This is a genomic window from Micromonospora sp. NPDC049047 (assembly GCF_040649135.1).
GTDB lineage: Bacteria > Actinomycetota > Actinomycetes > Mycobacteriales > Micromonosporaceae > Micromonospora.
Genome location: NZ_JBEZEY010000029.1, coordinates 59,423 through 83,847 on the forward strand (window position 1 = coordinate 59,423; position 24,425 = coordinate 83,847).

Annotated in this window: 25 protein-coding genes and 1 tRNA gene; 13 read left to right on the top strand and 13 right to left on the bottom strand. The window is 72.1% G+C overall.

Annotated features, from left to right (window positions below):
* Nucleotides 1–59: 59 nt before the first annotated feature.
* Complete coding sequence (locus tag AB0B86_RS30625; RefSeq protein ID WP_357406903.1) at nucleotides 60–704, top strand: hypothetical protein; 645 nt, start codon at nucleotides 60–62, stop codon at nucleotides 702–704.
* Between the two features lie 9 nt (nucleotides 705–713).
* Here the strand turns inward: AB0B86_RS30625 and AB0B86_RS30630 are convergent, their stop codons facing one another.
* From AB0B86_RS30630 to AB0B86_RS30645, 4 genes are all read right to left on the bottom strand, one after another.
* Nucleotides 714–2,306, bottom strand: coding sequence for an ATP-dependent DNA ligase (locus AB0B86_RS30630; protein ID WP_357406905.1), 1,593 nt, complete (start codon nucleotides 2,304–2,306; stop codon nucleotides 714–716).
* 250 nt (nucleotides 2,307–2,556) lie between these two features.
* Complete coding sequence (locus AB0B86_RS30635; RefSeq protein WP_030488220.1) at nucleotides 2,557–2,763, bottom strand: hypothetical protein; 207 nt, start codon at nucleotides 2,761–2,763, stop codon at nucleotides 2,557–2,559.
* An 80-nt stretch (nucleotides 2,764–2,843) separates the two neighbouring features.
* Nucleotides 2,844–4,187 (bottom strand): dipeptidase, encoded by a 1,344-nt coding sequence (locus AB0B86_RS30640; RefSeq protein ID WP_357420296.1) that lies wholly within the window; start codon nucleotides 4,185–4,187, stop codon nucleotides 2,844–2,846.
* Nucleotides 4,188–4,447: 260 nt separating this feature from the next.
* Nucleotides 4,448–5,074 carry a hypothetical protein gene (locus AB0B86_RS30645; RefSeq protein WP_357406909.1) on the bottom strand — a complete coding sequence of 209 codons (627 nt, stop codon included), beginning with the start codon at nucleotides 5,072–5,074 and terminating at the stop codon, nucleotides 4,448–4,450.
* A 299-nt stretch (nucleotides 5,075–5,373) separates the two neighbouring features.
* On the opposite strand from AB0B86_RS30645, the gene AB0B86_RS30650 reads away from it, so the two are divergent.
* Nucleotides 5,374–5,775, top strand: a complete 402-nt coding sequence (locus AB0B86_RS30650; protein WP_357067235.1) for a rhodanese-like domain-containing protein — start codon at nucleotides 5,374–5,376, stop codon at nucleotides 5,773–5,775.
* 491 nt (nucleotides 5,776–6,266) lie between these two features.
* On the opposite strand, the gene AB0B86_RS30655 is transcribed toward AB0B86_RS30650, so the two are convergent.
* The 3 genes from AB0B86_RS30655 to AB0B86_RS30665 all read right to left on the bottom strand — a co-directional run bounded on the left by AB0B86_RS30655 (nucleotide 6,267) and on the right by AB0B86_RS30665 (nucleotide 10,006).
* On the bottom strand, nucleotides 6,267–7,808 hold the full coding sequence (locus AB0B86_RS30655; protein ID WP_357420289.1) for a cobyric acid synthase: 1,542 nt from the start codon (nucleotides 7,806–7,808) through the stop codon (nucleotides 6,267–6,269).
* Nucleotides 7,805–8,902, bottom strand: coding sequence for a cobalamin biosynthesis protein (locus tag AB0B86_RS30660; RefSeq protein ID WP_357406913.1), 1,098 nt, complete (start codon nucleotides 8,900–8,902; stop codon nucleotides 7,805–7,807). Before AB0B86_RS30660 ends, AB0B86_RS30655 begins: the two co-directional genes overlap by 4 nt.
* Before the next feature lie 288 nt (nucleotides 8,903–9,190).
* Nucleotides 9,191–10,006: a single-stranded DNA-binding protein gene (locus AB0B86_RS30665; RefSeq protein ID WP_357420290.1), complete on the bottom strand. Its 816-nt coding sequence runs from the start codon at nucleotides 10,004–10,006 to the stop codon at nucleotides 9,191–9,193.
* 304 nt (nucleotides 10,007–10,310) lie between these two features.
* Between AB0B86_RS30665 and AB0B86_RS30670 the strand changes: the two genes are divergently transcribed.
* Nucleotides 10,311–10,751: an HPF/RaiA family ribosome-associated protein gene (locus tag AB0B86_RS30670; protein ID WP_357406917.1), complete on the top strand. Its 441-nt coding sequence runs from the start codon at nucleotides 10,311–10,313 to the stop codon at nucleotides 10,749–10,751.
* Between the two features lie 161 nt (nucleotides 10,752–10,912).
* Entirely contained in the window at nucleotides 10,913–11,944 is a 1,032-nt protein-coding gene (locus AB0B86_RS30675) for an alpha/beta hydrolase (RefSeq protein ID WP_357420291.1), read from the top strand.
* Nucleotides 11,945–11,973: 29 nt separating this feature from the next.
* Here AB0B86_RS30675 and AB0B86_RS30680 read toward each other — a convergent pair whose 3' ends face one another.
* Nucleotides 11,974–12,669: a hypothetical protein gene (locus AB0B86_RS30680; protein WP_357420292.1), complete on the bottom strand. Its 696-nt coding sequence runs from the start codon at nucleotides 12,667–12,669 to the stop codon at nucleotides 11,974–11,976.
* Nucleotides 12,670–12,829: 160 nt separating this feature from the next.
* Here AB0B86_RS30680 and AB0B86_RS30685 point away from each other — a divergent pair.
* Nucleotides 12,830–12,902 (top strand) — tRNA-Arg (locus tag AB0B86_RS30685).
* Nucleotides 12,903–13,006: 104 nt separating this feature from the next.
* On the opposite strand, the gene AB0B86_RS30690 is transcribed toward AB0B86_RS30685, so the two are convergent.
* Nucleotides 13,007–13,531 (bottom strand): hypothetical protein, encoded by a 525-nt coding sequence (locus tag AB0B86_RS30690; RefSeq protein WP_357420293.1) that lies wholly within the window; start codon nucleotides 13,529–13,531, stop codon nucleotides 13,007–13,009.
* Between the two features lie 119 nt (nucleotides 13,532–13,650).
* Here AB0B86_RS30690 and AB0B86_RS30695 point away from each other — a divergent pair, with 119 nt between their 5' ends.
* The 3 genes from AB0B86_RS30695 (at nucleotide 13,651) to AB0B86_RS30705 (ending at nucleotide 15,712) form a co-directional block, all read left to right on the top strand.
* Nucleotides 13,651–14,031, top strand: a complete 381-nt coding sequence (locus AB0B86_RS30695) for a VOC family protein (RefSeq protein ID WP_357407107.1) — start codon at nucleotides 13,651–13,653, stop codon at nucleotides 14,029–14,031.
* 128 nt (nucleotides 14,032–14,159) lie between these two features.
* Nucleotides 14,160–15,080, top strand: coding sequence for a sigma-70 family RNA polymerase sigma factor (locus AB0B86_RS30700; RefSeq protein WP_357406953.1), 921 nt, complete (start codon nucleotides 14,160–14,162; stop codon nucleotides 15,078–15,080).
* 74 nt (nucleotides 15,081–15,154) lie between these two features.
* A complete protein-coding gene (locus AB0B86_RS30705; RefSeq protein ID WP_357406955.1) occupies nucleotides 15,155–15,712 on the top strand; it encodes a dihydrofolate reductase family protein in 558 nt (185 codons plus the stop codon).
* Nucleotides 15,713–15,754: 42 nt separating this feature from the next.
* Here AB0B86_RS30705 and AB0B86_RS30710 read toward each other — a convergent pair whose 3' ends face one another.
* Nucleotides 15,755–16,057: a MerR family transcriptional regulator gene (locus AB0B86_RS30710; protein ID WP_357406957.1), complete on the bottom strand. Its 303-nt coding sequence runs from the start codon at nucleotides 16,055–16,057 to the stop codon at nucleotides 15,755–15,757.
* A gap of 658 nt (nucleotides 16,058–16,715) precedes the next feature.
* On the opposite strand from AB0B86_RS30710, the gene AB0B86_RS30715 reads away from it, so the two are divergent.
* Both AB0B86_RS30715 and AB0B86_RS30720 read left to right on the top strand, forming a co-directional pair.
* Nucleotides 16,716–17,213: a SigE family RNA polymerase sigma factor gene (locus tag AB0B86_RS30715; protein WP_357406959.1), complete on the top strand. Its 498-nt coding sequence runs from the start codon at nucleotides 16,716–16,718 to the stop codon at nucleotides 17,211–17,213.
* Nucleotides 17,213–18,259, top strand: a complete 1,047-nt coding sequence (locus AB0B86_RS30720; protein WP_357406961.1) for a hypothetical protein — start codon at nucleotides 17,213–17,215, stop codon at nucleotides 18,257–18,259. Before AB0B86_RS30715 ends, AB0B86_RS30720 begins: the two co-directional genes overlap by 1 nt.
* A gap of 112 nt (nucleotides 18,260–18,371) precedes the next feature.
* Here the strand turns inward: AB0B86_RS30720 and AB0B86_RS30725 are convergent, their stop codons facing one another.
* The 3 genes from AB0B86_RS30725 to AB0B86_RS30735 all read right to left on the bottom strand — a co-directional run bounded on the left by AB0B86_RS30725 (nucleotide 18,372) and on the right by AB0B86_RS30735 (nucleotide 21,006).
* Nucleotides 18,372–18,701 (bottom strand): STAS domain-containing protein, encoded by a 330-nt coding sequence (locus AB0B86_RS30725; RefSeq protein WP_357406963.1) that lies wholly within the window; start codon nucleotides 18,699–18,701, stop codon nucleotides 18,372–18,374.
* Between the two features lie 302 nt (nucleotides 18,702–19,003).
* Nucleotides 19,004–19,750, bottom strand: coding sequence for a GAF and ANTAR domain-containing protein (locus AB0B86_RS30730; protein WP_357406965.1), 747 nt, complete (start codon nucleotides 19,748–19,750; stop codon nucleotides 19,004–19,006).
* 254 nt (nucleotides 19,751–20,004) lie between these two features.
* On the bottom strand, nucleotides 20,005–21,006 hold the full coding sequence (locus tag AB0B86_RS30735) for a hypothetical protein (RefSeq protein WP_357406967.1): 1,002 nt from the start codon (nucleotides 21,004–21,006) through the stop codon (nucleotides 20,005–20,007).
* A gap of 356 nt (nucleotides 21,007–21,362) precedes the next feature.
* On the opposite strand from AB0B86_RS30735, the gene AB0B86_RS30740 reads away from it, so the two are divergent.
* From AB0B86_RS30740 to AB0B86_RS30750, 3 genes are all read left to right on the top strand, one after another.
* Nucleotides 21,363–22,538, top strand: a complete 1,176-nt coding sequence (locus AB0B86_RS30740; protein WP_357406968.1) for an ATP-binding protein — start codon at nucleotides 21,363–21,365, stop codon at nucleotides 22,536–22,538.
* Between the two features lie 82 nt (nucleotides 22,539–22,620).
* Complete coding sequence (locus tag AB0B86_RS30745) at nucleotides 22,621–23,736, top strand: hypothetical protein (protein ID WP_357407109.1); 1,116 nt, start codon at nucleotides 22,621–22,623, stop codon at nucleotides 23,734–23,736.
* A complete protein-coding gene (locus AB0B86_RS30750; protein ID WP_355028971.1) occupies nucleotides 23,709–24,422 on the top strand; it encodes a response regulator transcription factor in 714 nt (237 codons plus the stop codon). Before AB0B86_RS30745 ends, AB0B86_RS30750 begins: the two co-directional genes overlap by 28 nt.
* Nucleotides 24,423–24,425 lie beyond the last annotated feature (3 nt).

Here is a 24,425-nt window from a genome sequence, read left to right on the forward strand (position 1 = left end):
ACGATCCCGTGTTGGAGGTCTCGGTGAATTCGGATCCCACGGCCGCGCAGCCTGAGCCGGTGACCCAACCGCAGCGGCCAATCGATCCATGGACCGCCGCTTCGTCGACCGAGCAGCTGCCGACCACCCCGTCGACGACACCCTTCCCGAGCGTGCCTCCGCAGGCCACACCGCCTCCAGCACCGCCGTTCCCAGCGCAGGCAGCACCGCAGTTCTCGGCGCCGCCAGCACCGCAGTTCTCCGGCCCGCCCGCGCAGCACTCGGCGCTGCCCGGCGGGGCGTGGCCGGCGGCGGGACCGTACCCTCCGTCGCCGGTCTCCGCACACCCGGCACCGCTCGCGTTCGGCGGGCCGGAGGTGGTCGCGGTGCAGATCGGCGAGATCGCGGTGTGCCCGCCGGTCATCCGCACGCCCGCCGGAGTGCTGCCGTTGGCCGGTGCCAGCTGGCACGTGACCGACTACTGGCAGAGCGAGGAGAAGGTGGCGACCTGGGCGCTGGTCTGCGCGATCGTCGGCTTCTTCTGCCTGACCTTGTTCAGCCTGCTCTTCCTGCTGATCAAGGAGACCCGACACCACGGCACCGTGCAGGTGATGGTCACCAACGGCCATCAGCAGTACGTAGCCCGGATCCCGGTCAGCGACCAGGGCCAGGTGCAGCACATCAACAACCAGGTCAACTACGCCCGGTCGTTGTCTGGCAGGTGACCCGGCCGGTCAGCCGGCAACCCGGCCGGCGTGGATGGCCCGCACGGCGTCGATGGTGTCCGCCTCGGCGGCGGACTTGTCGTCGCGGTACCGCACCACCCGGGCGAACCGCAGCGCCATCCCCCCGGGATAACGCGAGCTGGTCTGCACCCCGTCGAAGGCGATCTCCACCACCTGCTCGGGGCGGACCCGCACCACCCAGTCGCCGCGCTCCACGGCGAGGTCGAGGAAACGCTCGGTCTGCCAGCGCAACAACTCGTCGGTGAGCCCCTTGAACGTCTTGCCGAGCATGACGAAGCCACCCGTGTGCGGGTCACGCGCACCCAGATGCAGGTTGGACAGCCAGCCCTTGCGCCGGCCACTGCCCCACTCGACGGCGAGCACCACCAGGTCCAGGGTGTGCCGGGGTTTGACCTTGACCCAGGCGGCACCACGCCGACCAGCGTCGTAGGGGGCGTCCGGTGCCTTGACCACGACGCCCTCCTGCCCGGCGTCCAGTGCGGCGGCGAACGCGGCGGCGGCCTGCTCCGGACCGTCGACCTCCATCCGCCCGACCAGCAGCGACGAATCCACCGCACCGGCGAGGGCGGCCCACCGCTCGCGGCCGGGCAGGTCGATCAGATCCTGCCCGTCGAGGTGCAGCAGGTCGAAGAAGTACGGAGTGAGCACCGTCGCGCCGGTGCTGGCTGCCGCCGCGAGCACCGCCGGGGCGACCGGGGTGCGCCCGGTGGTGCTCGGGGTGGTGCGTCGGGCGGCCCGGCTCGACGTCTGCTGGAACGGAAGTGGACGCCCCGTCTGGTCCAGGCCGATCGCCTCGCCGTCGAGCACCAACTCCCGCCCCGGCAGGGCCCGGACCGCGGCGACCACTTCGGGCACCCGGCCGGTGATCTCGTCGAGGCTGCGGGTGAAGACGGCGATGTCCGCCCCGGACCGGTGCACCTGGATGCGGATGCCGTCGAGCTTCACGTCGACCACCGCCGGGGTGCCCGTCGCGGCCAGCGCCTCGTCGACCGAGGGGGCGCTCTGCGCGAGCATCGGCGCCAACGGTCGACCGACCCGCAGGCCGAAGCCGGCCAACTCGGCCGCGCCACCGGCCAGCGCGGCCACCGCCACGGCGCGCAGGTCGCCGGCGAGCAGCAACGCCCGGCGGACCGCCGCCACCGGCACGTCGGCGGCCCGCGCCACCGCGTCGGCGAGCAGCCCGGCCTGGGCGCCCTGCCGCAGCTCACCGCCGAACAGACCGGTGAGCAGACGCTGCTCCTCGGCCGTCGCCGCGGCGTAGAGGGCACCGAGCAGCGCTCGGCGCCGAGCCTGCGAACCCGGGCCGTGCACAGCGGCGAGCTGCTCGATGGCCGCGTCGACGGCGGCCACGGTGAGCGTCGGCTCGGCGGCCGGCGGCGGCAGGTCACGGAGGCTCGCATAGCCCACGCCGGTCTGCCGTTGGCGCAGCTCACCCGCGAGGTAGCCGGCGCCCGGCTCGACCTCGGCCGGGTCGAGCCGGCGCAACGCGTCAGCGAGCAGCTCCACCTTGGCCCGCCGGCCGCTTGTGGCGCCGACGGCCGCGGACGTCGCTGCCAGGTCGAGGAACCGCACGTCGCCCATCCTGCCAGTCACCTCCGACACCGCCCGGGCATTGCCGTGCCCGGGCGGTGTCGGCAGGGTGCCGCCCGCTTCCGCGGACGACGGATCAGGGCCTGTTTCATGAGGGCGGTCGAGCCGAGGCGGAGTCCGGGCGGCGATCCGGCAAGGCGCGGTTTCGTCCGGATACCGGTGTCGTATCCGGACGAAACCGCAACGCCGCCGGGCGTCGTCCGGGACCGCCGCAGGCCGGCCAGTCCTCATGAAGCAGGCCCTAAGCTGAGATGGGCTCCTCGATGCGCAACCCCCGCGCGCGGACCTCGCCGGCGACCCGGGAGAGCACCGAGTCGAGGGCGACCAGAGCAGCGGAGAGCTCACCGAGCTGTTCGTTGAGCGTGTCCTCGGACCACGCGGAGACGTCGACATCTCCCAGTGCGCTGACAGCGGCCCCCAACCGGGCCATCACCTCGTTCGTACTCATGTACGAAAGGCTATAACAACCGCCCGCCCGACACGCCGTTAACTCCCAGATCAGGCCCGAAATCGCCGCCGTTCCGACACCTAACTGGCCGCGGCGGCCACCTTGCCCAGCAGCAGCGCCTCGGCGAGACAGACCTTGGCGAACTCACCCAGGTGCAGGCTCTCGTTCGGGCCGTGCGCCCGGGCGTGCGGGTCCTCCACACCGGTCACCAGGATCGCCGCCTTCGGGAACATCTCCTGGAAGGTGGCGATGAACGGAATCGAGCCGCCGACACCGATGTCCACCGGGTCGGTGCCGTCCCAGGCGGTCCGGAAGGCCGACCGGGCAGCGTCGAACATCGGCCCGGACGCGTCGATCACGCACGGGTTGCCGTCGTGCTCGAAACTGACGGTCACCTGGGCGCCCCACGGGGCGTGCTGCTCCAGGTGCGCACGCACCGCCGCGTACGCCCGCTTGGGGTCGTCGCCCGGGGCGAGCCGGATGCTGAGCTTCGCCTTCGCGGCCGGGACCAGGGCATTCGGTGCCTCGCCGGTGGCCGGGGCGTCGATCCCGAGCACTGCCAGCGCCGGCTTGGTCCAGAGTCGGTCGGTGATCCGGCCGGTGCCGATGAACTGCACGCCCTCGGCCAACCCGGCCTCGGCCCGGACCCGGTCCTGCGGATAGTCGACCGTGGCGCCCTCCCGGCCGACCAGCCCGGCCACCGCCACGTCACCGGCGTCGTCGTGCAGCGTCGCCAGCAACCGGACCAGCGCGGTGAGCGCGTCCGGCACCACGCCACCGAACATGCCGCTGTGCACCGCGTGGTCAAGCGTGCGCACCTCGACGAAGCAGTTGACGATGCCGCGCAGCGAGGTGGTCAACGCCGGTACGCCGATGTCCCAGTTGCCGGAGTCGGCGATCACTATGACATCCGAGGCGATCTTGTCGCGGTGCTCGGCGAGCAGCCGCTCGAGCGAGTCGGAGCCGTACTCCTCCTCACCCTCGATGAAGAGCACCACGCCCACCGGCAGCGCGTCCCCGTACGCCCGCAGTGCCGCGACGTGCGCCATGATGCCGGCCTTGTCGTCGGCAGCACCCCGGGCGTAGAGCCGACCGTCCCGTTCCACCGGCTCGAACGGGTCGGACTCCCACAGCGACCGGTCGCCGACCGGCTGCACGTCGTGGTGGGCGTAGAGCATGACGGTCGGGGCACCGGGCGGAGCGGCCCGCCGGCCGATCACCGCCGGCTGGCCGCCGGAACGCACGATGTCGACGTCGAGGCCGCAGCCGCGCAGCAACTCGGCGACCGCCTCGGCGGAGCGTTCCACGTGCGAGTGGTCGAAACCCTCGAAGGCGATGCCGGGGATGCGGACGAGGCGTTCCAGGTCGGCGCGTACGCCGGGCATCTCCCGCTCGACGGCGGCCCGCACCTCGGACTCGGACATGATCGGTGAGGTCATGACCGGCATCGTATGCCGGCCTTACCGGGGCGTGCCCGCGGAGCCCGTACCGGCACCGTCGTCCGCCGGGCCGGCACCCGGGGCGGCCCGACCGGCACGCTGTGCGCGGCCCGCCGCCTCGGTGGCGGCAGCCACCTTGATCTCCTCGCAGACACGTGTCGAGCCGTCGTCGTCGCGGCCTTCTCGCACCGTGCCGTTGCCTTTTCGCACCGTGCCGTTGCCGTTGACGGCCGTCCACCGCCCGCTCAGCGGAGGCGCACGTAATAGCGGTCCGCGTCGTGCGGCAGCGTCGGCGCGCCATCCACCAGCAGGTCCACCCGGGCGGCCGTGTCGTCGGCGGCGAAGTGCGCCCGCTCCCCGGTGTGCCAGCGCCGCAGCTCGGGCAGGATCTCCGACCCGTCCCGGGCAACCGCGCGGGCCAGCCGCAACGACGCGGGCGCGGTGACGAACACCGCCAGGGTCAACTCCGGCCGGACCACCGCGCGGGCGGCGCTGACCCCCTCCACCACCAGCACCGGCGCCACCGGCACGGGCACCGGCCGGGCCAGGAAACGCCGCCGCACCCAGCTGTAGCGCCGGTAGGCACCGGGTTTCCCCTGGCGCAGCGGGGCGAGCACCTCCTCGTCGAGCCGGGGCCAGAAGGTGACCTGATCGTCCCAACCGTCAAGCAGATCGTCGGTGTGCACCACGGGCGGGCGGGCGCCGCCGAGCCGAGCCGCCAGGGCATCCGCGAGGTGCGCGGCGAACCGGCTCTTACCCGCGCCGCTCGGCCCGTCCACCGCGACGAGCCGGGTCCGCCCCAACCGCGCCGGGCCCGCGAGCACCCGACGAGCCAACTCGGCGTACGCCTCGACAACCACCACGGCCGGCATTCAGCACAGCCTCGCCCGGCGCATTACCGAAGTATGCCGCCCGACAGCAGTCCAGTGATGATCGGCTCCAGATCATCGATGTCGCGGTATCCCGATGGCGGGACACCGCGGTGTTCGTGCAGCCGAGTGGATCACGCGGCAACGGCTGTCGACGACGGCCGTGCCGACACGTCCGGTTGACCAACCTGGCCGGGTGCCGTCACGTCCGGGGGAATTGGGGCGGCGACGGGTGACGGGCGGCCCGTTCGCCGCCCGGGGCGCTACCAAATCGGCATGATCGGGTGGTGCTCCGAGACGTGATGAGCCCCGGCATCGACGCCCTACTCGAACAGGCCCGCGCCGGGCTGCACCGACTGACTCCGCAGCAGACCGTCGAGGCGGTCCGCGGCGGCGCGCTGCTTGTCGACACCCGCACCGACCTGCAACGCCGTGAACAGGGCGACCTGCCGGGTGCGGTAGTCATCGACCGGACCGTGCTGGAATGGCGGCTTGATCCGGCCAGCGCCTGGCGGATCCCGGAAGCCACCGGATACGACCGGGAGATCGTGCTGGTGTGCCGACAGGGCTACAGCTCCAGCCTCGCCGCCGCCAGCCTGCAGACCCTTGGTCTACGCCGGGCCACCGACATGATCGGCGGTGTGGACGCCTGGCTCGCCGCCGGTCTGCCCACCAGTGATCGGCCCGCCGACATCCGCCCCTGACTCCGTCCATCCGGACAAGGCCCCACGACCCAGACCCCAGACCCAAGACCCCGGACACCGACACCGACACCGACACCGACACCGACACCGACACCGACACCGACACCGACGATGCACGGCGACAACCGCGCCGGATGCTGAAACGCCGCGCACTTTCCCTGAAACTGCTGCCTCCCGGCCTGGTGAGGCAGCAGTTTCAGGGAAAGTGCGCGGATCATGGACCGATTCGTCAGGTGGCCGGTTCAAGATCGTGCTCGATCCAGGAAAGAGGCCCCTCCCCTCGGCCACGAGGCCACTACAACAAGGATCGAGCACGATCACCCCTCGATGCCCGCCCACACTCCGCATCGGACGGCGGGCCGGGCCGGGTGGGACGGCAGACCGTCACGACAGTGGGGAGCCGAGCAGCCCGGACGAGGGGCCGGGCAGCACGGTGGCGGGCCGGGCCGGGCCGGGCAGCACTGTGGCGGGCCGAGTGGGACGGCAGACCGTCAGGACGGTGGCGGGCCGGGTGGGATGAACGGGAGGCCGGCGGGTGGGCCGGATTCGATGAGCCGCCAGAGGGCGGCGGTGTCCAGGTGCTCCTCGACCAGGTCACCGAGCAGGTCGAGGGAACGCTCCCGGGCGGCGGCGAAGCTGGTCGTCGGCGCGACCCGGAACCCGCTGCGCCCGGCCAGGCGCGCCGCCTCGGTGAGGAACCACCTGCGGAACCCGTCGGATTCGAACGCCCCGTGCCAGTGGGTGCCGTGCACCGGACCGGACACCGCTCCCTCGCCGACACCGTCGTCGCCGGTCAGCAACGGGGCCAGGGTGGGGTCGGTGTGCGAGACGAACCCGTGGTGGATCTCGTAACCGCGCACCGCGACGTCGCCGTGGGCGGTGCCCACCGACTGCCGGACGGTCTTGCGCGGATCGAAGGTGATCTCGATGGGCAGCAGGCCAAGCCCTGGCACGCTGCCCCGCCGGCTCTCGACGGTGTCGTGAATGGCGCGGCCGAGCATCTGGAAACCACCGCAGAGGCCGAGCAGGGGCTTGCCGGCCGCCACGTGCGTGGTCACCGCGTCGGCGAGGCCCGTCTCGCGCAGCCAGGCCAGGTCGGCGACGGTGGACTTGGAGCCGGGCAGGACGACCAGGTCGGCGGCGGCCAACTCGGTCGGCTCGATGGTGAGCCGGACGCGAACGCCCGGCTCGGTGGCCAGCGCCTCCACGTCTGTGGCGTTGCTGATCCGGGGTAGCCGGACGACCGCCACGTCCAACCATTCGGTGCCGTGCGGCGCCGCGGGGCGGCCCAGCACCCGGCCGTAGGCGAGGGAGTCCTCCGCGTCGAGCCACAGGTCCAGTGCCCAGGGCAGCACCCCGAACGTGGGGCGACCAGTGACGTGACCCAGCATGTCCAGCCCTGGCTGGAGCAGCCCGCGGTCACCGCGGAACTTGTTGATCACGAAGCCGGCGACCAGCGCCTGGTCGGCCCGGTCCAGGAGGGCCACGGTGCCGAACATCGAGGCGAAGACGCCACCACGGTCGATGTCGCCGACCACGATGGTGGGCAGGTTGGCGTGCCGGGCCAGCCCCATGTTGACGTAGTCACCGGCCCGCAGGTTGATCTCCGCAGGGCTGCCGGCGCCCTCGCAGATCACCGCGTCGTACGTGTCGCGCAGTTCGGCGAGTGCCGCGTACGCGGTCTCGGCGAGCCGGGGGCGCAGGTGCCGGAAGGTGCCCGCGGTGATCGTGTCGACCGCCTCGCCGAGCAGCACCACCTGACTGGCCAGGTCGCTGCCCGGCTTGAGCAGGACCGGGTTGAACCGCAGGTCAGGCGCGAGGCCGCAGGCGGCGGCCTGCATGGCCTGGGCCCGTCCGATCTCGCCGCCGCGCCCGTCCGGCCCGACGACCACCGCCGAGTTGTTCGACATGTTCTGTGCCTTGTACGGCGCCACCTTCACGCCCTGCCGGTACAGCCAGCGGCAGATGCCGGCGGTGAGCACGCTCTTGCCGGCGTCGGAGGTCGTGCCGGCGACAAGCAGCCCGCCGCTCACCGCCCGTTCGCCTGTCGCGACCAGCCGGCCGCACCGAGCCCCTGCCCACGGCGGCCCAGGGCAGCGAGCCCGTGCCCACCGCGACCCAGGGCAGCGGACCCGTGGCGACCAACGGCACCGAGGCCACGGCGACCAACGGCACCAACCAGGCGGCCGAGGGTCACCGGGTAGGCGGCGGCCAGCCCCACCGCGGCCAGCCCGACCGCGCCGGAGATCCGGGCGGCCCGCTTGAGGTGACGGGCCTCCGGGCGGGGACCGTCGCCGAGGAACGGCCGCACCTCGGAGCGACCGAAGTAGACGTTGCGACCGCCGAGGCGGACGCCGAGCGCGCCGGCCATCGCCGCCTCGCACTGGCCGGCGTTGGGGCTCGGGTGGTCGTTGCGGTCACGCCGCCAGACCTGCCAGGCCCGTTGCCGATCCCCGTTGGCGATCGGCGCGACGGCGATGGTGAGCAGCCCGGTCATCCTCGCCGGCACCAGGTTGAGGAGATCGTCCAACCGCGCGGCCGGTGTGCCGAACCGGGCGTAGCGCGCCGACCGGTGCCCGACCATCGCGTCGAGGGTGTTTGCCGCCCGGTAGCCCAGCAGGCCGGGCAGGCCGGCGACCGCACCCCAGACCAGGGGGGCGACGACCGCGTCGGAGGTGTTCTCGGCGACCGACTCGACGGTGGCGCGGGCCAACTCCGACTCACCCAGCGTCGACGGGTCCCGCCCGCAGAGGTGGCCGAGGCGTCGTCGGGCAGCGGGCAGGTCACCGTCACGCAGCGTCCGACCCATGGCGGTGGCTTCGTGGCGCAGGGTGCGGCCACCCAGCACCGTCCACGTGCCGGCGGCCACCAGCGCCGCCCGGGTCAGCGGCCGATGCCGGGTGGCTGCGGCGGCGACCGCCCCGAGCAGCACCGGCCCGCCCACGGCCAGCGCGGTGAACGCCGCGCCCGCCGTGCGGTCCGGGCGGTAGAGACGGCGCTCCAGCGCGCCCGCGGCCTGCCCGAAGCCGGCCACCGGGTGCCATCGGCGCGGATCACCGAGCAGCCTGTCCAGGGCGTACCCGGCCAGCAGCCCCACCGCGTTCGCCACCGGCGCGCTCCGTCGCACGTGCACCACCTCCAAGCCGGCCAGCCTAGACGAGCGTCCCGGAAACCACGCCGACCCACGGCGCGCTCGGGCTACCAGTGCCTCGCACCGGGCCCTTGCCGACGCCCCTGGGCTGCTGTCACGCGGGGTGACGACGCTTGCCGCGCCGCCACCCCGCCCCCGTCGTGCCCGGCCGCGTCGGCCGCCCCGCCGTGGCACCGGCGATCAGCACCGGGCCCCGATCGCCCGGTCGCCGCCCGATCCGCGAACGTCGAGCCGCCGCGAACGTTCGATCGTTGAGCCGAGCGGTCAGGCCGGCTGCGGGACCCGGCCCCGACCACGCCGCCCCCGGCCCGTCGGCACCGGCTCTTGCGGCCCGTCGTCGGGCACCGGCTCCAACTCGTCGTCCAGGTCGGCGTCGTTGCCGTTGTCATCCCCCTCGGGCGGACGCCCCGACTCGACGTCGAAACCGGTCGGGGCGTCGCCCGGCCCGATCTCCCCACTGGTCGGGGGAACCCCGCCGGACGGGGAGAAATCGTCGGACGAGGAGAAGTCGCCGATCGCGGGGCCCTCGCCGGCCATCGGGTCGTCGACGAACGGGCTGGTCCGCAGCGCGGCGTAGTCGGGCAGCTCGAAGTCGTCGTCAAGCGAGCGGTCGACCGGCAGCGCGGGCTCGTGCCCGGCCGGCACCGGCTCGGTGGGCTCGCCGTGCACCCGGCTCTCGGCCTCGGCGTCCTCCACCGTACTCGTGGTCAAGCTCGGTCGGTTGCGCAGGAACCGGGCCCGGCCCCGGGACAGGTCGTGGCCGACGGCAACCGCTTCCAACTCGTAGAGGGTGCGGTGGTTGCCGGCGTCGTCGGTCCAGTCGCGGGTGTAGAGCCGCCCGCACACGACCACCGGATCGCCGACCATCACGGAGGCCGCCACGCCCTCGGCGAGCTTGCGCCAGCAGTTGACGCGTACGCGGAGCGAATTGCCGTCGACCCACCGACCGCTGTCGCGGTCGAGTCGACGGGCGGTGGAGGCGACCTTGAAGTTGGCCACCAGCGTGTTGCTCTGGCTGGTGCGCCGCCATTCCGGAGCAGTCAGCACATTGCCGACTATTGTTACATAAGTGTCGAACATCGTCCCTCCAGGGGGATCGGGGCCTGCCAGCGCGAGTCGACTCGATACCGAGCCTCGGTGCTGTGGGCGGGCATCACCAGCGCCCGACCCCAACCTGTGGACGACGAACCCGCCTGTGGACAACGCCCTGATCACGCCCTGGTGTGGTACGGCCAACCCGGCCGGCCGGGCGTCAGCGGTTTCCGAGACCAACCACTTTGGGTAAGCACTTGATCAACGCACCACCGACAGCTCCACGTCGACGAGAGGTCAGCGCCATGATGATCACCAGAATCGGCTCCGCGATCGCTTCCGAGGTTCGGCGATGAGCGCCGCGGCGAACCCGGCCACCGTCGCAGAGTGCCTGCGGGTGGGCGCCGGGTTCTCGCAGGGCGACCGCAACTGGATCGCCGAGCAGTTCGCCACGCTCGACGCCCGGTTGGCGAGCTTCCACGCCGACGCCACCGAGCTGGAGGTGTCGGTGAAGGACCGGGAAGCGCGTGGTCAGAAGGTCACCCTGGAGTGCTGGATCGCCGGCCGGCAGAAGATCGTCACCACCTCCGCCGAGGAGGACCTGCACGCCGCGCTCAACGACGTCCGCGACGACCTGCGCCGCCGGCTCAACGACGCCAAGACCCGCCAGGAGCCCCGGCACAACAAGCACCTGCGCGACCTCCCGCAGCCCCAGGGCGAGCTGAACCCCACCGACGACCAGGAGCAGCTGCCCACCGCCGACCCGAGCCGCGCCGACGCGGAAACAGCCTGACCCTGACCCCCTCCGAGTCGATCATGGAATTGTGGCGGGCATTAGATCCACGAATACCCCTTTTGTAGACCACCACAACTCCATGATCGACCGGGGAGGCCGGGCGGCCGGGCGGGGGCGGGGCTACCGTCGGGTAGGTGGGGCGGCGTAGCGTCGCGGGCGTGGAACCGGACGTGTTGGGGCCGCCGTACGAGCGGCAGACGATCGACCTGGGCACCGACGACGAAGGACCGGTCGTCGCGACACTGGTCCGGCGAAGGGCCGAGCGCCCCACCGGCCGGGCCGTTCTCTACGTACACGGGTTCGTCGACTACTTCTTCCAGACCCACCTGGCCGACTTCTTCGCCGAGCGCGGCTGGGATTTCTACGCGCTCGACCTGCGCAAATACGGTCGCAGTCTGCTCCCGGGCCAGACCCCCAACTTTTGCCGCGACATCAGCGACTACTTTCCCGAGCTGGACTCCGCCGCCGAGATCATTCGCACGGACGACGGGCACGACACCCTGCTGGCGATGGGCCACTCCACCGGCGGTCTGATCCTCTCGCTCTGGGCGGACGCCCGCCGCGACACCGGCACCGTCGACGGCCTGGTGCTCAACAGCCCCTTCTTCGACCTGAACGCCCCCTGGGCGGTCCGTCGACCCCTCGCGGCCGCCGCCTCCCGACTGGGCCGCAGGGCGCCGCACCGCATCCTGCCGTTCGGCCTGGGCACTGTGTACGGCGAGAGCATCCACTCCGACCACCGCGGCGAGTGGACCTATGACCTGGCCTGGAAGCCGCTCGCCGGGTTCCCGGTCCGGGCCGGCTGGCTGAACGCGATCCGCACCGGCCAACGCCGGTTGCGCGCCGGTCTGGACATCCAGGTGCCGGTGCTGCTGGCCTGCTCGACCCGCTCCTTCCGAGGCACGAAGTGGCATGACAACGCGACACTGGCCGACGCCGTGCTGGACGTCGAGCACATGGTCCGGTACGCGCCCCGCCTCGGCCGCCACGTCACACTGGCCCGTTTCGACGGCGGGCTGCACGACCTCACGCTCTCCGGCCCGGCCGTCCGCAGGAAGGTCTTCGACGAGGTCGGCCGCTGGGCCGAGGCGTTCCTCGCCGCCGGCCCCACCGCGCCCGCCGACCCGGTCACCACCAACCCCGCACCGACAGACACGGCGGCGGCAGGCGCGGCGACAACCGGCGGCTGACCGATCCGAAGACCGACGCGGCTCGCCGCTCAGACGTCGCCGGACGCCGCCGGGAGGACCGCACGGATCCGGTCGAAGGTCACCACCGGGTGCGCCCCGACGCCGGGCAGCACCAGACCCAGGCAGTACGGCGACAACTCCCCCGTGGCGTCGGGCTGGACGACGAAGACCGGGGCACCCACGTACCCCTGCGGCAGTTCGGTGGTGATCTGGACGGCGTCCCCGTCGCGGACCACCCGCTCGATCGCGACCTCCAACGGGCGCGACCCGTCTTCGCGTACCCCGTGGGCAAGCACGAAAGCGGAACCGGCGTGGGCGGTGAGACGGGCGACCACCTCGGGCCCGGCGGCGATCCCCGCCGGCACCGGCTGGACCCGCCACCGCCAGCCGCCGTCCCCGGCGTACCGGTGCAGACCCGCGGTCGGCAGCACCGCCACGCCGTCGGGCGGGAACCGGGACCAGCCGGGCACGATCTCGACCGCGGGGACGACGGCCGGGGCGACCCCGGCCGGCTCGGTCACGCTCGCCCGCAGCCCCAGCTCACCACCCGGCGTGCCGACCAGGTCGGCCGCCGTCAGCAGCGACTCCCCCACCGGGTCCTCGCCACCCCGAAAGAAGAACGCGGTGCCGAAGTCGTCGCCCGACCGGTACGGCAGGATGGCACGACCGACGATCTGGCACAGCTCGTAGGCGACGTCGCTCTCGACGTCGGGATCCAGCAGCACCAGCCAAAGGTACGGTTCGGAGCCAGGCCGGTTCGGGGGAACCCGGATGCCCGCCACGCGGTCAACGTGAGACCCTGCTCGGCAACGTGGACGCGGGCACCCTTTTCGCCGCCGGACAGTTGGGCGGCGGTACCCTCTGGGCGCGACATTCACGCCACACGCGCCCGTAGCTCAGCGGATAGAGCAGGGGACTTCTAATCCCAAGGCCGCAGGTTCGAATCCTGCCGGGCGCACCCACATCACCGCAGGTCAGCGGCTTGCCGCTCCCGCCCGCCGGGGTCAGGGGCACTGCGCGTCGGCACGCCAGAGGGTGCCGAGCGGGTCCGGTGCGGCCTTTTCAGTCGTCGCACACCGTGTCGGCGTAACGGGCGAAGCCCTCGAGCGTGTGGAACGTGGCGACGTATCCGCCGTTCTCCTCGCCCTCCCACCGCTTGGTGAGGATCACGGCGGAGCCGGACCGGCCGCGCAACTCGCTGATCCGGAACGGGAAGTCTTCCACCGGCCCGCCACCGCTGTTCCACGAGCGCAGGTCGTAGACCTTGTCGTCGTCCAGCGTGGGCGGTGCCAGCTTCGTCTGCCAGCCGGTCGCCGGGTTGAGCAGCACGACTTCCTCCGCGGTGCGGGCGCGGTGGCCGGGATCCCGATCGAGCTCAATCACCTTCTCGGTGACCCCGCCGTCTCCATCGCCGAGGTAGAGGGTGATGTCGGCACTCCCCTTGCCCCGGCACCAGTCGAACACTCCCACCAGCTGACCGTCGGCGTCCAGCCGTACCCCGACCGCGCCCTCGGTGACTGGGCTGCATCCGGTCAGCCCGGCAAGCACCAACGCGCAGATCAGTCCCAGTGTCCCCGCCCGTCGCATCCCTTCAGCGTGAGCACCGACGGTCACCAGATGGTCACGACGGGGGGACGGCTTGACGGCATCGAGGATGAACAGGGACTCCAGCCCTGCCGTAGCGCTGCTAGCGTCGTCGGGTGTCGATGTTCCGCACCCCTCAGGTGATCCTCTTTACTGAGGACGTGCCGCGCGCCGCCGAGTTCTACGCCGGTCTTGGTTTCACCGAGACCTTCCGGGTGCCGACCGAAGGCGTGCCGATCCACATTGACGTCATGCTGGACGGCTACAAGATCGGCATCGCCTCGGTGGCCTCCACACGGGACGATCACGGGCTCGACCCCGTGTCCCGGGGCCAGCGGGCGGCGGTGATCCTGTGGACCGATGACACCGCCGGCGCGTACGCCGGACTGACGGCGAAGGGCGCCCCCGCGCTGGCCGCGCCGCACCGGTGGCTCGATCATCTGCTGATCGCCTGGACGGCTGACCCGGACGGCAACCCGATCCAGATCGTCCAGCGGCTCTGACCCGTGCCCGAACACGCCGACCCGATCAGCGCCTGACATCAGACCGGATCCAGCGATGGCCATCTCTTGCACCGCCCGCCCGCGCGTACGTGAGCGGACGCGGCGATGGTGTGCCCCATGATGATCGCGTGGAGTTGGAGCGCTATCGGGGTGAGCTGCTGGCCTACTGCTACCGGATGCTGGGCTCGTTCCATGATGCCGAGGATCTGGTGCAGGAGACGATGTTGCGGGCATGGAAGGCCCTCGACCGGTACGACCCCAGTCGGGCGTCCGTGCGGACCTGGCTGTACCGGATCGCCACCAACGCGTGCCTGACCGCGCTGGAGGGGCGGGCGCGACGGCCGCTGCCGTCCGGGTTGGGCGCGCCGAGCGACGATCCCGGCGCGCCGCTCACCCCGGCGCTCGACATCCCCTGGCTGCAGCCGTTTCCCGATGGGCGGATCGAGCAGGAGGCGCGAGCCGGCCTGCGGCTCGCGCTGATCGCGGCGATGCAGATCCTGCCCGCGCGTCAGCGGGCCGTACTCCTGCTTCGCGACGTACTCGACTTCAGCGCCGCCGAGGTCGCCGCGCTGTTGGCGACGACGGTCCCGGCGGTGAACAGCACGCTCCAGCGGGCCCGCGCCGCCCTGGCCGACGTGGGGGATCTCGACGAGGTCACCGAGCCTGACGATCCGCGGGTACGCGCGGTGATCCAGCGGTACGCGCGAGCGTTCGAGGCGGCCGACGTCAGCGGGCTCGTGCGGTTGCTCACCGACGACGCTGTCCTGGAGATGCCGCCCGTGCCGTTGTGGTACCGAGGCAACAGCGACTACGGGCGGTTCATGGACCGGGTGTTCCAGATGCGCGGGACGCGCTGGCGGGTCACACACCTGACCGCCAACGGGCAACCCGCGCTCGCCGCCTACGCGCCGGAGCCCGGCGGCGGACACCGGCTGCACACGCTGCAGGTCCTCAGCGTCGACGACGGCCGGGTCGCGCGCAACGTCGTGTTCGCTGACCCTGCCGTATGGGAGGCATTCGACCTGCCCCGACAGATTCCTGGTGACTAGTTTCGTCGACCGCGATGAGTCCGGGGGGAGCCGCAGGTATGTACCGGTGACCATCGACGGAGAGGGACACCATCGTGAGCGTCATCGTCATACAGTTCATCACCCTGGACGGCATCGTGTCTGACCCGGATGGCTCCGGTGGCACGCCGACCGGCGGCTGGGCGTTCCGGCACGGCCCCGAGACCGTCGCCGGAGACAAGTTCCGGCTCGGCAGCGCACTGGACGACGGCGTCCTGCTGCTCGGCCGCACGACCTGGCAGCTCTTCTCGCGGCTGTGGCCAGGACGCGACGACCCGTTCTCCGTCCGGATGAACACCATCCCCAAGCTGGTCGCTTCCCGCACCCTGACCGACGCCTCGGCGTGGACGAACTCGCAGGTCATCAACGGCAACCTCGCCGACACCGTGAAACACGAACAACGCGATGTGATCATCACTGGCAGCCTGCGCGTCGTGCACACGCTGATGGCCGAAGACCTCATCGACGAGTACCGGCTCCTGACCTTCCCCACCATCCTCGGCACCGAGGAGCGGCTCTTTCCCGCCGGCGGTCCACCCACGTACCTGGAATGCCTGTCGGCCGAGCAGGTCGGCGCCGCTGTCCTCAGCCGGTACGGGAGGCCGGCCCGATGACCCGATCGCCCGTTGGTCGGCTGGACGGCCGACGGGGAGTGCTCAGCCCTGCTGGTAGCGCTCGTTGCGTCGAAGGGCCTCTTCGAGTTGGTCCTCAAGGATGAGGATCCGGCAGGCCGAGGCGATGTCGGTGCCCTGGTCGCACATCTCCCGGGCGCGCGCGGCAAGGCGCAGTTGATAGCGGGAGTAGCGGCGGTGCCCGCCACTGGAGCGCTGCGGGTCGATCAGTTTGGCGTCGCCGAGCCTACGGAGGAAGTCCTGCGAGCAGCCGATGATCTCGGCGGCACGGCCCATGGTGTAGGCGGGGTAGTCCTCGTCGTCGAGCATGTCGTCGGATTGGGTCAATGAAACCTCCGTCACGAGGGCCCCGGTGCTCGGAAGCACCGGGGCCCAAGGGTTGTGGGTCAGGAACACCATCTGCCGACGGATCGTCGGCTTGTCTTGTCCGCACCGGCCGTCGACGACGGAGTCGGGTGCGAGGATCGCATAAGCGTGACCGGAGACCACCTTTCGTTCGATGGAAACTGCGGTGTCCGCGCCCAGCCCAGGACTGCGGCTGACGGCGGGCGATCCAACGGTGTTGCGCCCTCCCTTGCCTCTGATTTCCTCTGTCGTTCCTCGTGCTGTCCGTCGGTGTCGGAGCCCCACGCGACTTCCTGGCCCTGACACGTACGACGAACCCTGCCTCGGGTGCAGCCCTGAACGTGCGTTGGCCGCACCCGTACCTGTTGCGAGCGGGCCCTCGTTTCTGGCCTCGCTCCTTCGCCCTCGGGTGGGGCGGTCACGTCAGCGTCTTTACGTGCTCCGTCTTTGACCTCAGGAACGTTAGCTCACGGCCGGCAGAAAATCTATTGCTTCGGACAAAGATTTTCTCTGCCGGCGTGAGGAGGCCCGGCGGCCTGCGGCCGGGACCGCCGCCGGTCGGTCGGGCACACGCCGCGCAGCCGACGAGAAACACCCGGCGGGTGTCTACGGGCCGGTTGACCCACGGCGTTAATAGGGCGTGACGTTCGAGGAGTACGCCTTCGCTCGCACTTCAGCGCTGATCCGGCTCGCCCGGCTGCTGACCGACGACGAGCACCGAGCTGAGGATCTCGTTCAGGAGGTTCTCGCCCGGGCCTACGCCCGGTGGGGGCGCATCTCCCGGACGGATCAGCCGGACGCCTACGTCCGTCGGATGCTCGTCAACGCGCAGCACTCGTGGTGGCGTCGTCGCAGCAGCCGGGAGGTCTCGGTCGCCGCGGTGACGGACCGGGTCGGCACTGCGGACGAGGCCGCAACTGTCGCCGAACGCGACGCGTTGTGGCGACTCGTCCGTGAGCTGCCGACCCGTCAGCGCACCGTGATCGTTCTGCGCTACTACGAGGATCTGGACGACGCCATGATCGCCGAAATCATGTCGTGTTCGGCAGGCACCGTTCGCACCCACGCGAAGCGTGCGCTGGCCGCGCTGCGGAAGCGGCAGGAAGCCACGATCCCCGCCCGGACAGGAGGGTTCTGATGTTCAGCGACCTCGATCAGCAGCTCGCCGCCACGCTCAACAGGCGTGCGGGTGGCGACATCGACCCGACACCGATAGTGGAACAGGCACGTCAGCGGGGTCGGCAGCTCCGACGCCGTCACCGCGGGTTCGTGGCCGGGGGCGTGGCAGCGGCGTGTCTCGCTCTCGCCGCGGTGGTGGCGCTGCCAATCGGCGGGGGCGCCGATAAGCCGATCATGCCGGCCGCGGCGCTCCTGCTGCCCGAAGCGTCCGGGCAGGCCGGCGCCACCGCACGCCCGGAGGACGTCGGCGTCGACCCTGACCTTGTGCACTTCTCGGTCGATTCCCTGGTGGACGGCGCCGAGTACGCGACCTGGCGCGCCGGGCGCGGCATCGAGAGCGTCGAGCTTCGGGGGCCGACCGGTCAGGCCCGGTTCGCGCTTGCCCGCACCGTGACGTCGCTGGACGATCTACAGCAGACGTTGCCCTCGATTGGACGGCCGCAGGCCCACACCGACGTGCGCGTCGGTGACCGGCCCGGGGTCGCCTGGTTCGATCCGTCCGGCGACCAGAAGCTCTGGTTCGTGCGCTGGCAACCCGCCGACGGGCTCTGGGCCCAACTGGACACGTACGCCGCCAGCCGTGACGAGGCGACAGCCATGACGAGCCGGGTCCGGTTCGACGCGGCCCACCGCTGTGTCGTGCCGTTCCGCCTGGAGTCGATGCCTCCCGGCGGACGGCTGCTCGAATGCTCGGTCACCCTCGGCCGGTCGGGGCATGGCTCCTTCGTCGAAGGCTCACTCGTCGTCGGTGACGACGCCGGTCGCTGGCTCACCGTCCGGGCCCAACCCGCTCCGAACGGCTACGACGTCGGATCCGGCGATCTCGTCGCGGGCCCGTATCGGGCGCGTCGGCAGGGGAGCGACGTCCTGCAGATGGTCGCCGCGCCCTGCGTCGTCGAGGCGTTCCTCAGGGGTTGGGGGAAAGGCTACGGTGAGTCGGACGGGCTGGTGGTCCTCGGCGGTTACCAGCCGATCCGCGACCTGGATCGCCCCGACACCTGGTGACGCCGCCGCGGCGGGTGACCCGAACAGGTCGGCGGACGCCAGGGATCGGCACTGCTTGGCCTGGGCACCCGCCCGTCGACGGGGGTGCGCCGGCCCCACAGATCGGAGCGTCTCAGCCACGTTCGTGGTCGAGGAGCAGAGGAGCCACCCCGGTGATCCGCAGCACCCGCAGGGTGACTCCGGTGGCGCCTCGGATCGAGAAGCGGGAACCGACCCGATCCGCCCGGTCACGCGCCAGCAGGAGGGCGTGCACACCTGCCGCGCTGAAGAAGCTGATGCCGGTGAGGTCGCAGCAGACTTCGGGATGGCTGTCGATCGCGTTGCACAGTGCCGTCGCCAGGCGCGGCGCGGTGTCCATGTCGACATAGCCGACCGGGGCGACGACCATCCGGTCGGCGGAGATGGTCGCGGTCAGGTCCGTGGGCTCGGTGAAGCGAGTCACCTGAAACGACAACTCGGCCGAGTCAGCCGCATGGTGGGTGCCGAGTGGCGCTGGGGCGACAGGCCCAGGGCTGACTGCCGCAGTGGGACGCGTGAAATGCGGTTGGAAAAGTGATTGACGCTCGATCATAGGCTCGTGCCCCCTGTCATGATCCGTAACAGGATGGGCGCGTGGCTTGACCCGAACTCCACGGTAATGGGACCGACCGCCGACCGCCAGTCGACTCGTACGCCCGGTGGCGGACCGGCCGGACCTACGCCTGCCGGACCGTCACCACGGGCGGCACACCCGTTGTCGAGCGGTCACGGTAGGTATCCCACCTCGCCGCGATCACGCTTGGGGCTCGACGGCCGGGCGGCCCTCTCGACCAGCGCGGCGGCGACGTCGCGCAGTTTGCGGTTGGCGTCCTGGGACACCTTGGCGAGGACCGCGAACGCCTCGTCCGGGGTGCAGCGCCGCTCGCCCATGATGATGCCCTTGGCCTGCTCGATGACCGCCCGGTTGACCATCGCCTCATGCATCTGCCGGGCCAGGTTCGCGGTGCTGTCGTAGAGCTGGGCGTTGGACAGGGCGACCGCTGCGTACGCGGCAAACGTCTCCAGCACCGTCACGGTCTCGGCGTCGAAGGCCTCGGGTGTGTGCGCGTAGACGTTGAGCGCTCCGACGACAGCTTCCTGGATCGGCAGGCCGATGGACAGTGAACTGCCCAGGCCCTGCTGCCGCGCGCGGTCGGCCCACTCGGACCACCGGTCCTCGCTTGCGACATCGGGCACGGACAGGACGTCACCGCTGGCCGCGGCGTCCAGGCACGGACCGCGGCCCTCGGCGTACTGCCGATCGTCCGTCTCACGGGCCAGCTCGCTGGTGAAGGCCGCCGTGTGTCCGACCCCACCGCGGATCAACGTGACCGACACCTCCACCGGCATGGGCAGGACGCGTTTCGCGAGTTCGGCGACGCGCTGCAGAACCTCGTCGAGACTGACCTCGGAGAGCTTGATGCTCCCGAGTTCGGCGAAGGCGGCGGCGGGGTCGGTCGGTCGGCGGGGCATGTGCACCAGATCCTCGGTGCCGGCGCGCCCGCCGGGCAGCGGAGCCGATGGGCGCGCGGATGGCAGCGCGCCTGGCGCACTGCTGCACAGATCCTCGGACAGATCTGGAACCCGCGCCGATTTCTTGACGCCGGCTCGCCTCGCCCCGTCCAGGAGCATCGGCTACAGAATTTTCACCCTACTCCCTGGCCGCGAAGCGTCCCCCCTACCGCTGGCAGACGGCGGGTGCCGCCTGCCGAATCCGGTGCGCCGGCTCAGACGGGCCCCAGCAGGGCGGCCAGCGCCTCGTCGCCCTGGCCGAGCTGCCCACCGCCTGTCGACGCCGCGACCAGGAAGCGTCGACAGCCGTCGAGTTCCACGTACCGGTCGGGGCCGGCGGTGCCGTCCAGTGGGCGCAGCACCGCGAAACGGGACGCCGGCGTGGTGCAGTCGGCCACCGCGCGACGGTTGGCAAGCGCCCGCAGCACGCCCGCCTGACGCTCGGTCGGCAGTTGCCCGCCGTACACGAAATCGCCTGCCGGTTTGCCGCCACCCCGCTCCGCCGGGGGCACCTCGTAGACGCAGAGGCGCAGCGGCCCGGCGGCCGGCGAGGTGGCCGGCGCGGGTGGCCCGGGTCGGCCGTTGTTTGTCTCCACCCACACCAGGTCCGTCCACCGCTGCGCGCATCCGGCGGCCTCGGCAGCCGGGCCCTCGACCTGCCCGACGACGCGGCTGGCCACGACTGTCGTCGGCAACTCGGCAAGTGCGGTCCGCACCTCCGCGCGCGGTTTGCCGCAGGTGTCCGTCGGCAGGTACGGCCGCAGCCAGCGGCCCCGGTCGTCGAGCAGGGCCAGCCACGGTGGCACGACCATCTCCAGGCTGCAGGCCATCCCCCTGTCGGATTCCTGATCGGGCAGACGCAGCGCGGCGAGCAGCGGCGCGATCTGTGCGGCGCGCCGCTCGGTGGCGACCTGGTCCCGTCCTCCGCCGGGGCGCGGTTTGAGCTCCCGCCCGCAGAGCACTGCCGCGACCGGGGTGAACGCGGCGTCGACGCGCCCGACCGTCGGTTCGACTCCGGTCGGTGTCGGCGCTCCCGTTCTCGGCACGGACACGATCGCGCCGGCCTGCGGTGCCGCCTCGGCGCAGGAGGTCCACGTCTCGACGATCTGGGCCGGGCCGGGCTCGCCGCCCCCACCCGGCCCGCTGCCCGTGCCACCGCAGCCACCCAGCGCCACGCCGAGCAGTGCCACAGTCAGTGCCGTTCGACCCGAGCGCATCCGGCTCACCACCTTTCCACCCGAGGATGGGACGGGCGACGGGCGCGCCCGGTTCCAACCGGACGGTCGGGGCGCCAGGCCGTCGGGCGTGACCCGAGCGACCGGGGGACGCCGGGCAGACCCGCGACGCCCGCCGGCACCTTGGCGCGCTGCTGGTCAGGGGGTACGACGAGGCGGTCGACAGCCATGCCGGCGACCTCGGTTTCGAGTCGCTGGAGGACACCGGCCGCACCCTATGACGCATCGGCGACACTGCACGTACAGTGGGTTACGCTCACCGCCGCGCATGTTATTCTCCGATGTCGATCTCTGCCGCGCGGACCCCTACCGGGTCGTTGTCGGAAGGACACCTCCCGATGCCGGCCGTTGCCTCCCCCGCCGTGTCGCCCACGCTGGACAACCCGGCCGGTGGCGCGTTGGGCCTCATCTTCACCACCATCCCGGCGTTGCTGCGTCTGACCTGCGGAGTGGTCGGTGGGGCGGTGGCCCTGTCGGTGCAGGCCGACCCGGTCGAACCAGCCGTGTTGCTGCCCGTCGTGGCCACGCTCACCGGTTGGTCCATCTGGTACGCCTACCGCGCGATACGCCACGGGATCACCCCGCACCTGGTCGCCGCCGACGTCGCGCTCACCGCGCTGGCCTGCCTCCTCATCCCCGTGCTCGTCGCACCCGGTGTGCTGCCCGGCGAGGGCAGTTGGATCGCCGTGCTGGCCAGCACCACGGTGATCAACACACAGGCCACCGCCCCGGCGCGCTTGTCGATCCCGGCCGGGCTGCTCCTCACCGCCACGTACGCCACTGGCGCACAGGCGGCCGGCAGCCCCACCGAGGCTCGGGCGCACGCGGCCACTCTGCTTGTGCAGACCGCCTGCACGGCGATGATGGCGGCGGTGATGCGTCGACGCATCGGTCGGGCCGACCGCGCGTTCGTCGAGCATCAGCGGCTGACCCGGGAGGCGCTAGTCGCCCGCGCCGCCCGCGACGCCGAACGCCAGCAGAACCGCGACCTGCACGACACTGTGCTCGGCAGCCTCACCATGGTGGGGCTCGGCGCGGTGGCGGGGTCCTCGGCCAGCTTCCGGGACCGGTGCGCCGGCGACCTGCGTACCCTCGTCGCACTCACCGACGTCGACCCGGTGGCCGGCGACGGCCCGGTGCCGCTCGACGCGCGGTTGCGGGCGGCGGCCGGCCGGCTGCCCGAGCTCTCCCCGCAGCTGGACCTGGCACCGGCCGCGGTTCCGGCCGGGGTGGCCGACGCGATAGGTGAGAGCGCCTACGCGGCGCTGTCCAACGTGGCACGTCACGCGCCGGGCGCGGGTGTCGCGCTGCGGCTGAGCCGCGACGCGATCGGCGTCGTGGTCGAGGTCAGCGACGACGGCCCCGGCTTCGACCCGGCGACCGTGCCTCCCCACCGGTACGGGTTGCGCGAGTCGATCCACGGCCGGATGGAATCGGTAGGCGGGCGGGCCGACGTGCGATCGGCACCCGGAGCCGGCACCCGGATCCGACTGGAGTGGCCCGGTGTCGGCTGATCTCGACGCACCAGCACCGCACACCGGCCCTCCGGAGGCAGCGGAGCACCCCCGGGTCCCCACCCCCCGGGAGCCGGCATCCGTGGCAGGGCTCGCCGCGCCGGCCGCCGTGGCGCAGGCGTCCGACCGGGGTGCCCGGATCGCCGCCGTGGCCATCGCGCTGGCCTGGCACGTCGCGATCGGGCTGCCCGCGGTGCTGGCCGTCCGCACGGAGTTCACCGCGCCGACCGTGGTGCTCGGTGCCTGGGCGGTGGTCGCGGTGGCCGGCGCGGTGGCCGGGGTGCGGCTGCTGCGCGGCTCGCCGCTGCCGCCGTGGCCGCTGGCCGGGCTGCTGCTGGCCGTCGACGTGGCGGTCTTCGCCGCGGTCGGCGAGGGACAACTGTTCACCGCCGCGAACTGGGTCTGGAGCACGCTCGGCTGGTTCTTCGTGCTGGCACTGTGGGGCCGGCGGGTGGTGGGGCTTGTCGCGCTGCTGAGCACGCACGCGGCCATCGCGCTCGTCGCGGTGCTCGGGCACGGCCCCGACCCGGCCGACGTGGCACGCTACGTGATGTACGTCTACGGCACGTTCTCACTCCCGGTGGCGGTGTTCGTGGGCAGCGCGACGATCGTCAGCCTGGCTCGTGAGCGGGCCGCCGTCTCCGCCGCCGGTCACACGATGGCGGCGGAGCGCGATGCCGCCGAACGTGGCCTCCAGGAGCGCCGGGAGCGGCTCGCCCTGGTCAGCTCGGCGGCCGGGCGCGTGCTCGGGGAGTTGGCCGCCGGCCAGGCCGACCCGGACGACCCGGAGGTGCAGCGTCGCTGCGTGTTGGCCGCCGCCCGGCTGCGCCGACTGATCGCCGAGTCCGACGACGTGCCCGACCCGCTGCTGCACGAGTTGCGGGCCGCCGCCGACCTGGCCGAACGCAACGGCCTACCGATCGACCTGGTCACCATCGGCACGCCGCCGCCGCTGCCGGTGGAGATCCGACGCCGGCTGGCCGACCCGCTTACCGGCGTCCTCGCCGACGCCCGGGACTGGGCCCGGCTGACAGTGGTGTCGGGGCCGGACGAGGTGGTGGTCAGCCTTGTCACACCGGACCGGGAGGGCCCGGACGCCACCGGCCCACCCCCCGGTGAGCACGACGACGGTCCGGTGCAGCACCTCTACGAACGGGACGGAAGCATCAGATGGGCGCAGACCCAGTGGCGGCGGTGACCGGTGACCGGCCGATCGGGGTGGCGATCGTCGACGACCACCCGGTGGTGGTCGAGGGGGTCCGCGCCTGGCTCGCCACCGAGCCGCGGCTGACCGTACTGGCCACCGGGGACGACCCGGACGAGGTGCTGCGGACGGCACCGGACGCCGACGTCGTCCTGCTCGACCTGCGGCTGCACGGACGGATGGCGCTTGACAAGCTGGCCGAGCTCAGCGCCGCCGGGCGGCGGGTGGTGGTCTACTCGGAGCACACCGACCCGCCGACCATGCTCGCGGCGCTGGACGCCGGGGCGGTGGCGTTCCTGGCCAAGCACGAGGGTCGGGAGCACTGCGTGGCGACAGTGTTGGCTGCCGCCAGCGACCGCCCGTACGTGCCACCCGCGCTGGCCGGGGCGATGGTCGGCGACCCACGGCCGGACCGGCCGATGCTGTCCGACAAGGAGCGTGAGGCGCTGCTGCTCTGGTTCCAGTCGATGTCCAAGGCCTCGGTGGCCCGCCGGATGCAGATCAGCGAACACACCGTGAAGCAGTACGTCGACCGGGCCCGGATCAAGTACACCCGGGCGGGGCGGCCAGCGGCCACCAAGTCGGCGCTGCTCGCCCGGGCGATCGAGGACGGCCTCGTCCGCCCGGAGGAGATTGGCATCTACCGGTCACACGCGACGCACGACCGGCCGACCCCCTAACGG

Bases quoted from the DNA above. Each gene is read 5' to 3' on its own strand.
- AB0B86_RS30750 (WP_355028971.1), top strand. From the start codon at position 23,709: ATGGGCGCAGACCCAGTGGCGGCGGTGACCGGTGACCGGCCGATCGGG.
- AB0B86_RS30740 (WP_357406968.1), top strand. From the start codon at position 21,363: ATGCCGGCCGTTGCCTCCCCCGCCGTGTCGCCCACGCTGGACAACCCG.
- AB0B86_RS30695 (WP_357407107.1), top strand. From the start codon at position 13,651: ATGTTCCGCACCCCTCAGGTGATCCTCTTTACTGAGGACGTGCCGCGC.
- AB0B86_RS30635 (WP_030488220.1), bottom strand. From the start codon at position 2,763: ATGAGTACGAACGAGGTGATGGCCCGGTTGGGGGCCGCTGTCAGCGCA.
- AB0B86_RS30735 (WP_357406967.1), bottom strand. From the start codon at position 21,006: ATGCGCTCGGGTCGAACGGCACTGACTGTGGCACTGCTCGGCGTGGCG.
- AB0B86_RS30690 (WP_357420293.1), bottom strand. From the start codon at position 13,531: ATGCGACGGGCGGGGACACTGGGACTGATCTGCGCGTTGGTGCTTGCC.
- AB0B86_RS30665 (WP_357420290.1), bottom strand. From the start codon at position 10,006: ATGTTCGACACTTATGTAACAATAGTCGGCAATGTGCTGACTGCTCCG.
- AB0B86_RS30645 (WP_357406909.1), bottom strand. From the start codon at position 5,074: ATGCCGGCCGTGGTGGTTGTCGAGGCGTACGCCGAGTTGGCTCGTCGG.
- AB0B86_RS30650 (WP_357067235.1), top strand. From the start codon at position 5,374: ATGAGCCCCGGCATCGACGCCCTACTCGAACAGGCCCGCGCCGGGCTG.
- AB0B86_RS30670 (WP_357406917.1), top strand. From the start codon at position 10,311: ATGAGCGCCGCGGCGAACCCGGCCACCGTCGCAGAGTGCCTGCGGGTG.
- AB0B86_RS30630 (WP_357406905.1), bottom strand. From the start codon at position 2,306: ATGGGCGACGTGCGGTTCCTCGACCTGGCAGCGACGTCCGCGGCCGTC.
- AB0B86_RS30730 (WP_357406965.1), bottom strand. From the start codon at position 19,750: ATGCCCCGCCGACCGACCGACCCCGCCGCCGCCTTCGCCGAACTCGGG.
- AB0B86_RS30720 (WP_357406961.1), top strand. From the start codon at position 17,213: ATGTTCAGCGACCTCGATCAGCAGCTCGCCGCCACGCTCAACAGGCGT.
- AB0B86_RS30640 (WP_357420296.1), bottom strand. From the start codon at position 4,187: ATGTCCGAGTCCGAGGTGCGGGCCGCCGTCGAGCGGGAGATGCCCGGC.